The organism is Burkholderia sp. AU4i, assembly GCF_000466765.1.
GTDB classification, from domain to species: Bacteria; Pseudomonadota; Gammaproteobacteria; order Burkholderiales; family Burkholderiaceae; genus Burkholderia; species Burkholderia cepacia.
The window spans coordinates 1-13,499 of sequence record NZ_ASSI01000013.1; the positions used below are offsets into that span (position 1 = coordinate 1).

A 13,499-nucleotide genomic window follows, 5' to 3' on the forward strand; every position below is an offset into this window, starting at 1 on the left:
GGCGGCCGGCGCGGGGCGGCGGGCACCGGCGCGCACGCCTGCCGACAGTGCCTGCGCGACCGTCGCGCGCGCAGCGGCTGCGATCCGCGCACACGACGCGGCCGGCGTGAGCGTATCGCCGCTCGATGCGCCACCGGCCGTCTTGACCGTCTCGACATGCGCATCCGGAAACAGCGGCTGCGTTTCTTGTGCGAACACGTCGTCGCCGGAGGCCAGCGCGACGTGCGCGCCGTATTCGCGGGCCAGCGCGCCGTACAGCCCGGCTTCGCCGAGCTCGACGCCGTTCAGCCACACCTGCGTGAACGCGAAGCTGTTGATCGTGTGCGCGAGGATGCCGCGCGTCTGCGATTTCGCGTGATAGCCGATCATGAACACGAGGTCGGGCTGCTGTTCGAGGCCCGCCATCATCCCGAGCGTGCGCGGCTTGCCGAGCACGACACGCGCACGCGCATCGAGCCCGTCGGGCAGCAGGTTGCGGAAACCGCCGTGCGAATCGTTGACCCACACGGCCTGCGCGCCGCCCATGAACGCGCCTTCGATCGCCGCATTCGCCTCGGCGGTCATCCAGCGCCGCGCGCGTTCGTATTCCGGATTGCCGGCACGCGTCTGCTCGGTGGCAAACACGCCGGCGACGCCTTCGATGTCGGTCGAAATCAGGATCTTCATGACTGGATAAGACGTCCTTCGTGGCCTTCGTTGGACAGGCGATCGAGATCGGGCACCGCGTCGCGCAGCGATTGCCGCACGTGGCCGTCGCGCCCGGCCACCGTCACGGCCTGCAGCAACGCATCGGCGATGGCGTGCTCGACGCTTTCGGCGGCCGCCATGAACAGCGGATCGAGCGCCGCATCGGCGACGAGGGCCGGCAGCGCGATGGTCGACGCGTCGTGCGCGATCGTGTAGGCGGTGGAGAAGGCGAGCGCGATGTCGCCGCTGCCGTGCCCGTAGACCGAGCCCGTGCGGGCCAGCCCCGCGCCCGCACGGCGCGCGAGCCGCGACAGTTGCCGCGCGTCGAGCGGCGCATCGGTGGCCAGCAACAGGATGATCGAGCCCTGCTCGGGTGGCGCTGCGTGCGCGGCCTCGGCCGCCCGCCGTTGCGCGACGATGCGCCCGAGCGGCACGCCGCCGAGCGTCAGCATCGGCAGCCGGCCGAAATTCGCGAGCACGAGCGCGCCGACCGTATAGGGCCGGCCGGCCGCGACGGCAACGCGCGACGCCGAACCGATCCCGCCCTTCAGGTCGAAGCACGACATCCCGCGCCCGGCCCCCACCGCGCCGCGCGCGACGTCACGCGACGCCGCGCGGCACGCGTCGTCGTAATGCGCTGCCGTGACCGCGAACGCCTGGATATCGTTCAGATAACCGTCGTTGCACTCGAACACGAGCGGGTTGACGGTCGGCCAGTCGCGGCCGATCTGCGGATTCGCCGCGATCGCCGCGCGGATCTGCGCGTGCGCGAGCGCGCCGACGCCGAACGTATTGGTCAGCGCGATCGGCGTCTCGAGCGTGCCGAGCTCGTCGACCTGCACGAGCCCGACGCTCTTGCCGAAGCCGTTGATCACGGCGGCCCCGGCCGGCACCTTGCTGCGGTACACGTCGCCCGGATGCGGCTTTATGACGGTCACGCCCGTCTGCACGTTGCCGGCATCGAGCGTGCAATGGCCGACCGTCACGCCCGGCACGTCGGCGATCGTGCCGCGCGGCCCGGCCGGCAGCGCCGCCGTCCACATCGGTGCGATGCGCATCAGCGGCGCTCCAGCTTCGGATCGAGCGCGTCGCGCAGCCCGTCGCCGAGCAGGTTGAACGCGAGCACGGTCAGGAAGATCGCGAGGCTCGGGAAGATCGCGATGTGCGGCGCCGTCACCATGTCCGCGCGCGCCTCGTTGAGCATCGCGCCCCACTCCGGCGTCGGCGGCTGCGCGCCGAGCCCGAGGAACGACAGGCTCGCGGCCGTGATGATCGACGTGCCGATCCGCATCGTGAAGTAGACGACGACCGACGACACGGTGCCGGGCAGGATGTGCCGCATGATGATCGTCCAGTCCGACGCGCCGATGCTGCGCGCGGCCTCGACGTAGGTCATGTGCTTGAGCATCAGCGTGTTGCCGCGCACGAGCCGCGCGAACGCCGGGATGCTGAAGATCGCGACCGCGCAGATCACGTTGACCATCCCGTTGCCGAGGATCGCGACCACGCCGATCGCGAGCAGGATGCCCGGGAACGCGAACAGCACGTCGGCCACGCGCATTGTGATGCGGTCCCACCAGCCTTCGTAGTAGCCGGCGAGCAGCCCGAAGAACGTGCCGATCACCGCGCCGAGCGCGACGGAGAAGAAGCCGGCCGCGAGCGAGATGCGCGTGCCCGTGATGATCCGGCTGAAGATGTCGCGGCCGAGCGAATCGACGCCGAACCAGTGCACGGCCGACGGCCCCGCGTTCAGTGCGTCGTAGTCGAAATAGTTCTCCGGATCGAACGGCACGACGTGCGGGCCGACGAACGCCAGCACGACGAGCGCCAGCACGAAGCCGCCCGCGACGAGCGCGACGGTCTGCTTGCGGAACTTGCGCCAGAATTCGCGCCACGGCGTGCGGATCGCGGTGGGTGCGGCCGGCGCCGCGGTCTGGACAGTCGCGTTCATGCGCGCCTCACTTGAACCGGATGGTCGGGTTGATGACCGCGTACAGCACGTCGACGGTCAGGTTGATCAGGATGAATTCGAGCGAAAACAGCAACACGATCGCCTGGATCACGGGGTAGTCGCGCATCGTCACGGCATCGACGAGCAGGCGCCCGAGCCCCGGCCAGTTGAACACGACCTCGACGACGATCGAGCCGCCCAGCAGGAAGCCGAACTGCAGCCCCATCATCGTGACGACCGGGATCATCGCGTTGCGCAGGCAGTGCTTGAGCACCACCATCGGCTCATGCACGCCTTTCGCGCGCGCGGTGCGCACGAAATCCTCGTTCAGCACCTCGACGAACGACGCACGCGTGAAGCGCGCCATCACGGCCGCGACCGCGGCGCCGAGCGTCAGCGACGGCAGCACGTAGCTCCGCCACGAACCGTCCGGCACGACGGGCAGCCAGCCGAGCTTCACCGAGAAAATTTCCATCAGCAGCATGCCGAGCGCGAACGCGGGAAACGAGATGCCCGACACCGCGAGCGTCATGCCGAGGCGGTCCGGCCAGCGGTTGCGCCACACCGCCGACGCGATGCCGATCGCCATGCCGAAGGCCGTCGCCCACGCCATGCTGACGAGCGTCAGCATCAGCGTCGGCATGAAGCGCTCGCCGATCTCGGTCGATACCGGCCGCTTGCTGCGGGTCGACAGGCCGAAATCGCCGTGCGCGATCTTCACGAAGAAGTTCACGAACTGCGCGGGCAGCGGCTGGTCGAGGCCGAGATCGGTGCGCACCAGCGCGACCGTCGCGTCGTCGGCTTCGGGCCCGGCCGCGAGCCGCGCCGGGTCGCCCGGCAGCAGGTGGACGAACAGGAACACCAGCACCGCGACGATCGCGAGCGTGGGCAGCAGGCCGAACAGGCGTTTGACGAGAAAATTCAGCATGGGGCACCGATCGAATCAGCGTGCCGGCGGCTTGCACCGCCGGCACCGCGTGGCGGACGAACCGCCGTCATCACCACTGTCATTTCAGCGAGATTTCGTCGAAGTTGAACGAGCCGTCCGGCATCACGTACGCACCCTGAAGCCGCTTGCTGCGCGCATACACGATCTTCTCCTGCACGAGGAAGATCCACGGCGCATCGGCCCAGATCTGCTTCTGCGCATCGGCGTAGAGCTCGGCCTTCTTCGAGCGGTCGACCGTCTCCAGTGCCTTCGAGAGATCGCCGTCGACCGTGTCGTTCTTGTAGTACGCGGTATTCAGGAGCTTCGGCGGCGCCGACGCGCCGGCGAGCAGCGGCGTGATCGCCCAGTTCGCCTCGCCGGTCGACGACGACCACCCGATGTAGTACATCCGCACCGGCGCCTTCGCCGGATCCGGCGCGCTCTCCACCTTCGCGACGCGCTCGCCGGCTTCCAGCGCCTGCACCTGCACCTTCACGCCGACCTGCGCGAGCTGCTGCTGCACGAACTGGATCGCCTTCTGCGACGTCGAGTTGTTATAGGCGGACCACAGCGTCGTCTCGAAGCCGTTCGGGTAACCGGCCTCCTTCAGCAGCGCGCGCGCCTTCGCCGGGTCGTACGGCCACGGGCCCGGCTTCGTCGCGTAGTCGACGCCCTGCGGCACCACGCCGGTGGACGGCGTCGCGAAGCCGGCGAACGCGACCTTCGCGAGCGCTTCCTTGTTCACCGCGTAGTTCAGCGCCTGGCGCACCTTCGGGTTGTCGAACGGTTTCTGCTGCAGGTTCAGCGACACGTAGCGCTGCACGATCGACGGCCGCTCCACGACGTCGACCTTCGGGTTGCCCTTCAGGTCGGCAGCCTGCTCGAACGGAATGCGGAACGCGAAATCGGCCTCGCCCGTCTTGATCAGCGCCGCGCGCGTGTTGTTGTCGACCACCGGCTTCCAGTCGATCGCGTCGATCTTCGGGTAACCCTTCTTCCAGTAGCCCGCGAACTTCTTCACCTTCAGGTCGTCGGTCTGCTTCCATTCGACGAATTCGAACGGCCCCGTGCCGACCGGATGCAGCGCGATGTCGCGGCCCCACTTCTTCAGCGCGGCCGGCGAGATTATCACGGCCGACGGGTGCGCGAGCGTGTTGATCAGCGCGGAGAACGGCTCGCGCAGCGTGATCTTCACCGTGTACGGATCGACCACTTCGGTCTTCTCGATCACGCGGAACATGTTGTAGCGCTTCAGGTGGTTCGCGGGATCGGTCACGCGGTCGAAGTTCGCCTTCACGGCCGCCGCGTTGAAATCGGTGCCGTCATGGAACTTCACGCCCTGGCGCAGCTTGATCGTGTAGGTCTTCGCATCCGGGCTCGCGTCGTAGCCGGTTGCCAGCACGTTGACGAGCTTCATGTCCTTGTCGAAGCCGAACAGCCCCTGGTAGAACGACTTGACGACGGCCTGCGACACCGTGTCGTTCGCGTCGTACGGGTCCATCGTCGTGAACGTCGAATCCACCGCCATCACCGCGGTCTGCTGCGCGAACGCGGGCACCGCGGCCGACAGCGCGAGCGCGCCGGCACCCGCTGCGAGCAGTGCGCGTGGACGGAACATCGGGAACGAATACGGCTTGTTCATCTTGCTGGGCTCCTGTGGGTGATTCGATAACGCGTGGTGAGAGTCGCGGCGGGACGGCGCCCGCTCGGGGAAAATGCGTCGGTTCCTCGCTCGTGCGCAGCTGCGGTCCATGGCAACCTGCGCGTGTTCAGTACGCGCCGCCGACGCGGTGCGTCGCGACGTAGTGATCGGGGCCGACCGCGACGAGCGGCGCGACCACCGGCTCGTCGCCGGCCGCGCGGATCGGGCTCGGGATTTCGTCCGCCGCGAGCTGGCGCGGGGCGTGCCGGCGCGCGGGGTCGGCCACCGGCACCGCGCTCATCAGCTTCTTCGTGTACGGATGCTGCGGCGCCTCGAACACCGCGCGGCGCGGGCCGATCTCGACGATCTGGCCGAGATACATCACCGCGACGCGATGGCTGATGCGCTCGACGACGGCCATGTCGTGCGAGATGAACAGGTACGCGACGCCGAGTTCGCGCTGCAGGTCGAGCATCAGGTTGACGATCTGCGCCTGCACCGACACGTCGAGCGCCGACACCGATTCGTCGGCGATCACGACCTTCGGGTTCAGCGCGAGCGCGCGCGCGATCGCGATCCGCTGGCGCTGGCCGCCCGAGAATTCATGCGGATAACGCCGCGCGGCCTCGGGCGGCAGGCCGACCTTGTCGAGCAGCCAGTCGACCCGCGCCTGCGCGTCGCGGCCGCTCGCGACACCGTGCACGAGCAGCGGCTCCATGATCGAGAAACCGACGGTCAGGCGCGGGTTCAGCGATGCGAACGGGTCCTGGAAGATGAACTGGATGTTCCGGCGCAGCGCCTGCAGGTCGGGGCCTTTCAGCGCGCTGATGTCGCGGCCGTCGAACTCGATCGAGCCGCTCTGCGATTCGACGAGGCGCAGCAGCGAGCGGCCGGTGGTCGACTTGCCGCAGCCCGATTCGCCGACCAGCGCGAGCGTCTCGCCCGCGCGCAACTCGAAGCTCACACGCTCGACCGCATGCACGTATTGCGATACGCGGCCGAACACGCCGCTCTTCACCGGGAAGCGCGTCACGAGATCGCGCACGCGCAGGATCGGCGACGCGGATTGATCGAAGCCCGGCTGCGCATCGTCTTTCACCGCCGGTGCGGGCGCCGGTGCGGGCGCCGGTGATGCCGCCGGTGCTGCCGTGTTTGCGCCCTCCACCTTCAGCAGCGGGAATTTCTCGGGCGCGTCGGTGCCCTGCATCGAGCCGAGCTTCGGCACGGCCGCGAGCAACGCACGCGTGTAGCGATGCGCGGGCGCCGCGAAGATGCGATCCGACTCGCCCTCTTCGACCTTCTCGCCGCGATACATCACGAGCACGCGGTCGGCCACTTCGGCCACCACGCCCATGTCGTGCGTGATGAAGATCACGCCCATGTTCATTTCGTCCTGCAGCCCGCGCACCAGTTGCAGGATCTGCGCCTGGATCGTCACGTCGAGCGCGGTCGTCGGCTCGTCGGCGATCAGCAGCGCGGGCCGGCACGACAGCGCCATCGCGATCATCACGCGCTGCCGCATCCCGCCCGACAACTGGTGCGGATAGCGCGCGAACACGCGGCGCGCCTCCGGAATGCGCACGAGTTCGAGCAGCCGCAGCGTCTCCGCGCGCGCTTCCGATGCACTCTTCGACTGATGCAGCGCGATCGCCTCGCTGATCTGGTCGCCGACCGTAAACACCGGGTTCAGCGACGTCATCGGCTCCTGGAAGATCATCGCGATGTCCGCGCCGCGAATGCCGCGCATCGTCGCACCGCTTGCGTGCGCAAGATCGACGAGCGCGCCGCCGCGCCGGCGGAACGCGATCCGGCCGTTCGTGATCGCGCCGCCGCCGTGCTCGACGAGCCGCATCAGCGCGAGCGACGTGACCGACTTGCCCGAGCCCGATTCGCCGACGATCGCGAGCGTCTCGCCGCGATCGACGTGAAACGACACGTTGCGCACCGCGTCGAACGTCGCGCCTTCGCGGCGGAACGTGACCGACAGGTCGTCGACGGCCACCACGCGCTGCTCGGGCAGCACCAGGCCGGACGGGTTACGGCTCGAAGTCATCGTGGCTCTCCTCTTCATGCTGGCCGGGATCAGGCGGTGTCGTCGTCGCGATAGATGCCGACCACCGGCGCTTCACCGACGCGCGCGTAACCGCGGTACATCCCTTCGGTGTTGAACGGCATCGCAACGTTGCCCTGCGCGTCGACCGCGATGATCCCGCCGCGGCCCGCGAGGCGCGGCAGCTTGTTCATCACGACGTCGTGCGCGGCATCGGCGAGCGACGCGCCGCGATACGCAATCTGCGCGGCAACGTCATGCGCGGTCGCGAGCCGGATGAACATCTCGCCGGTGCCCGTCGCCGACACCGCGCAGGTCGCATCGTCCGCATAGCAGCCGGCGCCGATGATCGGCGAATCGCCGACACGCCCCGGCTGCTTGTTCGTGATGCCGCCCGTCGACGTCGCCGCCGCGATGTGGCCGTGCCGGTCGCACGCGACCGCGCCGACCGTGCCGTGCTTGCGATCCGGATCGAGCGGCTCGGCCGGCTGCGGTTGCGACGGTGATTTGCCGAACGCGAACGTCGCTGCGTCGTGGTCGAGCATCGCGCCGGCTGCCGTGCGCGCCTTGACCCACTGCGCGTGACGCGCTTCGGTGTCGAAATAGCCGGGCTCCGCGAGTTCGAGCCCCTGTGCGGCCGCGAACGCATCGGCCCCCGCGCCGGCGAACAGCACGTGTTCGCTCGCCTCCATCACGCGCCGCGCGGCGAGCACCGGATTGCGCACGCGCGTCGCGCAGCAGATCGCACCCGCGCCGAGCGTCGCGCCATCCATGACCGCCGCGTCGAGTTCGTGCTTGCCTTCGGCCGTATAGACGGCACCGCGCCCGGCGTTGAACAACGGACAGTCCTCGAGCATCCGCACCGCGACGGTGACGGCGTCGAGCGCGCTGCCGCCGTCGGCCAGCACCTGCTGGGCGGCCGTCAGGATCGCGGTCAGCTCGGCACGGTACTGACGTTCGGTGTCGGAATCCATCGCATCGCGCAGGATCGTGCCTGCGCCGCCGTGAATCGCAACGATCGCGGATGAAGTCATGTTTTTTTCGGACGGTGGGAAGAAGGGTTGGCGGCCGGCTGCGTCGCTTGCGGCTGCATGAGCCACGGCAGCAGGAATTCGGTCATCTCGGCGGCGGATTTCGCGGACCGGTGCGTGCGCAGCGCGACCGCGTCGATCAGCGCCTCGATCATCGTGAGCACCGCTGCTTCCGACGTGGCCGCGAAGCGCCGTTCGGCCTTGACGTACAGGTTCAGCGACGCGATCGGCGCCAGCGGCGATTGCGGGCCGTCGGAGATACCGAGCACGCGTGCGCCGCGCGCCGCCGCGCGGCGGGCCAGTTCGATCGTGTCCTTCACGTAGCGCGGAAACGCGAGCGCGATCACGAGATCGCGCGAGTCGGCCGTATAGAGCCGCCGGGCCGCGTGCGACGGGCCGCCGAGCAGCGCGAGCGACTGCACGTTGTCGTGGCAGACGGACAGCCCGTGCTCCATCAGCCCGGTGAGGAACGCGCTCGACCCCGCGCCGAGGATCAGCACGCGCCGCGCGCCGACGATCGCCTCGACCGCGGCCTCGACATCGGCCGCGTCCAGTTGCGCGCGCGTGTTCTCGATGTTCGCGACGGCCTGGTCGAATACCGCGTCGATCCATGCGGCACCGCGTACCCCGGACTCCTGCTCCTGCGCGGAACGCAGCCGTTCGACCGGCCCGAGCGTCGCCTCGAAGCCGCGCACGAGCGCCGCGCGCATCGCCGGATAGCCGTCGAAACCGAGCGCCTTCGCGAAACGGTTCGCGGTCGCGATCGACGCATTCACGGCCTGCGCGAGTTCGTCGATGCGCATCGTCGCCGCGCGGAACGGATTCGCGAGCACGAACTCGCCCATGCGCCGGTGGATCGGCGTCATCAACGGCATCGCCGACGCGATCCGTTCGGCGATCGCGGGTTCGTCGTGACTGGCATCGTGCGGAGCGAGAGACGTCATGCGAAGGGTCGTTGAAAGAATGATGGAAATGAATTTACACAATCAATGTCGCGAAAAGAAATAAATTTTCATCAGCGTTGTCACGTCCCGTTCCGGCGCCCCGCGATCGCCCGACGCCCGCACAGCCCCGCCGCACGGGCCTTTGGCATGAGATCGCCGCAGGTCTGCGCGTGCGTCGCCTGCGCCCGCCTATCGGGAAAACCCCGAGCAAGTTCGTTCGAATGCAATTTCGCGTTGACCGGATTCGAATTCGAACATAGGATGTTCGAAAATGATCAGTCGTCAGATAACTTCGGACTTCGATGACGGCGAAGTGTTCGCTTGAACGCCATCATTCCACGTCAAACCGGGAAATCTGGCGCCCCTCAAGATCGGACATCGTACAAATAAAGCGAATCAGGCCATCCCCAACGGATGGTCGTCATGGATCGGCCCGGCGCCGCGCGCCGGCCCTGCCCGACAGGAGACAGCAGTGAAGACAGTCAAGGCGTTGCGCTGGTGGATCATCGTGCTCGTATGTCTCGGCACGATCCTCAACTACCTCGCACGGAATTCTCTCGCGGTGCTCGCCCCCGAGCTGAAGCACGTGTTCGCGATCTCGACGCAGCAGTATTCGTACATCGTCGGCGCGTTCCAGATCGGTTACACGATCATGCAGCCCGTGTGCGGTTTCATCGTCGACCTGATCGGCCTGCGGCTCGGGTTCGCGCTGTTCGCGATGCTGTGGTCGGTGGTCGGCGTCGCGCACGGCTTCGCATCGGGCTGGCTGTCGCTCGGCATCCTGCGCGGCCTCCTGGGCCTGTTCGAAGCCGCCGCGATTCCGTCGGGGATGAAGGCGGTTGCGGAATGGTTTCCCGATCGCGAAAAATCCGTCGCGGTCGGCTATTTCAACGCGGGCACGTCGCTCGGCGCCGCGATCGCACCGCCGCTCGTCGTGTTCCTGTCGATGCGGTTCGGCTGGCAGGCCGCGTTCATGGCCACCGGCGCGCTCGGTTTCCTGTGGGCGGCGCTCTGGTACACGCAATACCGGTCGCCCGCCGACCATCCGCGCATCACGCCGCAGGAGCGCGCGCTGATCCGCGACGGCCAGGCGACGATGCCGCCCGTGTCGAAGCGCCGCATTCGCGACGTCGTCACCGCGCGGCGCTTCTGGGCCATCGCGCTGCCGCGTTTCTTCGCCGAGCCTGCGTGGCAGACCTTCAGCTTCTGGATTCCGCTGTACCTCGCGACCGAGCGCCACATGCCGCTCACGCAGATCGCGATCTTCGCGTGGATGCCGTTTCTCGCGGCCGACGCCGGCGGCATCGCGGGCGGTTACCTGTCGCCGTATCTCGCGAAGCGGTTCAGGCTGCCGCTCGTGTGGTCGCGCGTCGCCGGCGTCGCGCTCGGCGCGGTGCTGATGCTCGGGCCCGCGATGATCGGGCTCGTGTCGTCGCCGTACACGGCCATCGCGCTGTTCTGCGTCGGCGGCTTCGCGCACCAGATGATCTCCGCGCTCGTCAACACGCTGTCGGCCGACGTGTTCGATTCCGAGGAAGTCGGCACCGCGAGCGGCTTCGCCGGGATGGCCGCGTGGATCGGCGGGCTCGGTTTCTCGCTGCTGGTCGGCGCGCTCGCCGACAAGATCGGCTATGCGCCGCTGTTCGCGTGCCTCGGCCTGTTCGACATCATCGGCGTCACGCTGCTCGCGGTGCTGATCCGCGGGCAGTCGAAGCAGGAACGCCTGCTCGCACGGCACGCCTGACCTTCGCCCTTAACAGGAATCGCACTCATGACTTCGCTTCTTCATCCGCCCGTGTTCCGCGTCGCCGGCCAGCACGCGAACCGTGTGCTGCTCGCGTCCGATACGGGCGCGACCCTCGAGATCTTCGTGCTCGAGGACGACATCGTGCGGGTACGCGTGCTGCCCGACGCGACGGCGCGCAACCCGCGCACGTGGACGATCGCGCCGGGCCTCGACGACGTGCCGCTCGAAGGGCGCGACCGCCTCGACCTCGATGGCTTCGCACTGCCCGCCTTTTCGCTCGCCGAAGACGACGACGGCCTGCACATCGAAACCGAGCAGATCCGGCTCGCCGTGCGCCGGCACGGCGGCCACTGCACGTGGTCGATGCGCGGCGCCGACGGCGCGTGGCGCGTCGCACTCGCCGACCGCGCGACGCAGGCGTACAACTTCGGCTGGTGGGACGATCGCGCCTATCACTATGTCGCCCGCGAACGCGGCGACAAGGTATTCGGCCTCGGCGAACGCGCGGGCGAGCTCGACCGCACCGGCGCGCGCTTCGAGATGCGCAACATCGACGCGATGGGCTACAGCGCGAAGCACACCGACCCGCTGTACAAGCACATCCCGTTCTACATCACGTGGTCGCCCGATGCGTGCCAGGGGTTCGGGCTGTTCTACGACACGCTGTCGGATTGCACGTTCGACATGGGCCGCGAGCTCGACAACTATCACGGCCCGTACCGCTACTTCGTCGCCGAGCATGGCGATCTCGACTACTACTTCATCGCGTCGCCCGACACGCCGCTCGCGGCCGCGCGGCGCTTCACGTGGCTCACGGGGCGCCCCGCGCGCACCCCGAAATGGGGGCTCGGCTACTCGGGCTCGACGATGAGCTACACCGATGCGCCGGACGCGCAGCAGCAGATGAACCAGTTCGTCGAACAGTGCGACACGCACGACATCCTGTGCGACTCGTTCCACCTGTCGTCGGGCTATACGTCGATCGGCGCGAAGCGCTACGTGTTCAACTGGAACCGCGACAAGTTTCCCGACGCGAAGGGCTTCGTGCAGCATTACCGCGACCACGGCATCCGCCTGTGCGCGAACATCAAGCCGTGCCTGCTGCGCGACCATCCCGCCTTCGAAGACGCGGCAACGCGCGGGCTGCTGATCCGCTCGGCGTCCGGCGAGCCGGCCTGGGTGCAGTTCTGGGACGAGGTCGGCGCGTATCTCGACTTCACGCAGCCGGACGCGTACCGCTGGTGGCGCGAGCAGGTCACGTCGGCGCTGCTCGAATACGGGATCGAGTCGACCTGGAACGACAACAACGAATACGAGATCTGGTCGCCCGACGCGATCGCGCACGGCTTCGGCCAGCCGTTTCCCGCGCGCGAGGCGAAGGTGCTGCAGACGATGCTGATGATGCGCGCGTCGCGCGAAGCGCAGCGCGCGCATGCACCGGCGCAGCGCCCGTTCCTCGTGTCGCGCTCCGGCGGCGCCGGCATGCAGCGTTATGTGCAGACCTGGTCCGGCGACAACTACACGTCGTGGGAAACGCTGCGCTACAACCTGAAGATGGGCCTCGGGCTCGCGCTGTCGGGCGTGTCGAACATCGGCCACGACATCGGCGGCTTCTCCGGGCCCGCGCCTTCGCCCGAACTGCTGCTGCGCTGGGTGCAGTTCGGCATCTTCATGCCGCGCTTCAGCATCCATTCGTGGAACGACGACGGCACCGTCAACGAACCGTGGATGTACCCGGAGATCACCGCGCAGATCGCGGCGCTGATCAAGCAGCGCTACCGGCTGCTGCCCTACCTCTATCACCTGCTGTGGCTGTCGACGACGCGCTGCGAGCCCGTGCTGCGGCCGACCTTCGCCGATTTCCCCGGCGACGCGCGCTGCTACGACGCATGCGACGACATGATGCTCGGCGACGCGCTGCTCGTCGCGCCGGTCGTCGATCCGGGCCTGACGGAGCGCACCGTCTACCTGCCGTCGGGCGCGCGCTGGATGTGCTGTGCGAGCGCGCGGTCGTTCGACGGCGGCGCGAGCGTGACGCTGCCCGCGCCGCTCGACACGCCGGTGATGCTGCTGCGCGAGGGCCGCGTGCTGCCGCTGAACGTCGCGGAACAGTATTTCGGCGCACGTGCCGACGCGCGCGGCTTCGTCGTCGCGCCGCGTATCGAGGACGGCGTCGCGTACGGCGAATGCATCGAGGACGACGGCGAGACGGAAGCATGGCGCGACGGCGAATACGGGCTGTGGCGCGTCGAAACCGGCCGCGAGGCGTCGGGCGTGCTCGGCGTGTCGGTGCGCTGGGACGGCCGACCGGCACGCCCGGCCGACCGCGTCGAGATCCTGCTGCCCGCGTCGGTGCAAGGCGCGGTCGCCGTGCGCGGCGCCCGCATCGAACAGGATGCGCAGAGTGGTACATGGCGCCGCATCGTCGTCGCCTTCGACTACTGAAGCAAACCCGATCGGGCGGGCCGTTCATGCGGCCCGCCGCCCGCTGCAGAGGAGGCGACCGAGCCTCCCGCCCA

At 68.4% G+C, this 13,499-nt stretch carries 10 protein-coding genes; 2 read left to right on the forward strand and 8 right to left on the reverse strand.

Features of this window, described 5'->3' with window-relative positions:
- The 8 genes from L810_RS01780 to L810_RS01815 form a co-directional block, all read right to left on the reverse strand.
- Positions 1–666, reverse strand: a 666-nt coding sequence (locus tag L810_RS01780; protein WP_042972831.1) for a M55 family metallopeptidase, incomplete at its 3' end; no start/stop codon positions are given.
- Positions 663–1,745 carry a DmpA family aminopeptidase gene (locus L810_RS01785; RefSeq protein WP_021156638.1) on the reverse strand — a complete coding sequence of 361 codons (1,083 nt, stop codon included), beginning with the start codon at positions 1,743–1,745 and terminating at the stop codon, positions 663–665. The genes L810_RS01780 and L810_RS01785, both read right to left, overlap by 4 nt.
- The gene (gene gsiD / locus L810_RS01790; protein ID WP_021156639.1) at positions 1,745–2,638 is read right to left on the reverse strand and encodes a glutathione ABC transporter permease GsiD; all 894 of its coding nucleotides are present in this window, start codon (positions 2,636–2,638) and stop codon (positions 1,745–1,747) included. Before gsiD ends, L810_RS01785 begins: the two co-directional genes overlap by 1 nt.
- Positions 2,639–2,645: 7 nt before the next feature.
- Positions 2,646–3,566, reverse strand: coding sequence for a glutathione ABC transporter permease GsiC (gene gsiC, locus L810_RS01795; protein ID WP_042972832.1), 921 nt, complete (start codon positions 3,564–3,566; stop codon positions 2,646–2,648).
- A gap of 79 nt (positions 3,567–3,645) precedes the next feature.
- The gene (gsiB, locus tag L810_RS01800) at positions 3,646–5,208 is read right to left on the reverse strand and encodes a glutathione ABC transporter substrate-binding protein GsiB (protein ID WP_021156640.1); all 1,563 of its coding nucleotides are present in this window, start codon (positions 5,206–5,208) and stop codon (positions 3,646–3,648) included.
- Positions 5,209–5,335: 127 nt separating this feature from the next.
- Positions 5,336–7,261: a dipeptide ABC transporter ATP-binding protein gene (locus L810_RS01805; protein WP_021156641.1), complete on the reverse strand. Its 1,926-nt coding sequence runs from the start codon at positions 7,259–7,261 to the stop codon at positions 5,336–5,338.
- A gap of 29 nt (positions 7,262–7,290) precedes the next feature.
- Positions 7,291–8,292, reverse strand: a complete 1,002-nt coding sequence (locus tag L810_RS01810) for an isoaspartyl peptidase/L-asparaginase family protein (RefSeq protein ID WP_021156642.1) — start codon at positions 8,290–8,292, stop codon at positions 7,291–7,293.
- Complete coding sequence (locus L810_RS01815) at positions 8,289–9,233, reverse strand: MurR/RpiR family transcriptional regulator (protein WP_021156643.1); 945 nt, start codon at positions 9,231–9,233, stop codon at positions 8,289–8,291. Before L810_RS01815 ends, L810_RS01810 begins: the two co-directional genes overlap by 4 nt.
- Positions 9,234–9,705: 472 nt before the next feature.
- On the opposite strand from L810_RS01815, the gene L810_RS01820 reads away from it, so the two are divergent.
- Complete coding sequence (locus tag L810_RS01820; protein WP_021156644.1) at positions 9,706–10,977, forward strand: MFS transporter; 1,272 nt, start codon at positions 9,706–9,708, stop codon at positions 10,975–10,977.
- A gap of 27 nt (positions 10,978–11,004) precedes the next feature.
- Positions 11,005–13,425, forward strand: a complete 2,421-nt coding sequence (locus L810_RS01825; protein WP_021156645.1) for a glycoside hydrolase family 31 protein — start codon at positions 11,005–11,007, stop codon at positions 13,423–13,425.
- The last annotated feature ends 74 nt before the right edge of the window (positions 13,426–13,499 follow it).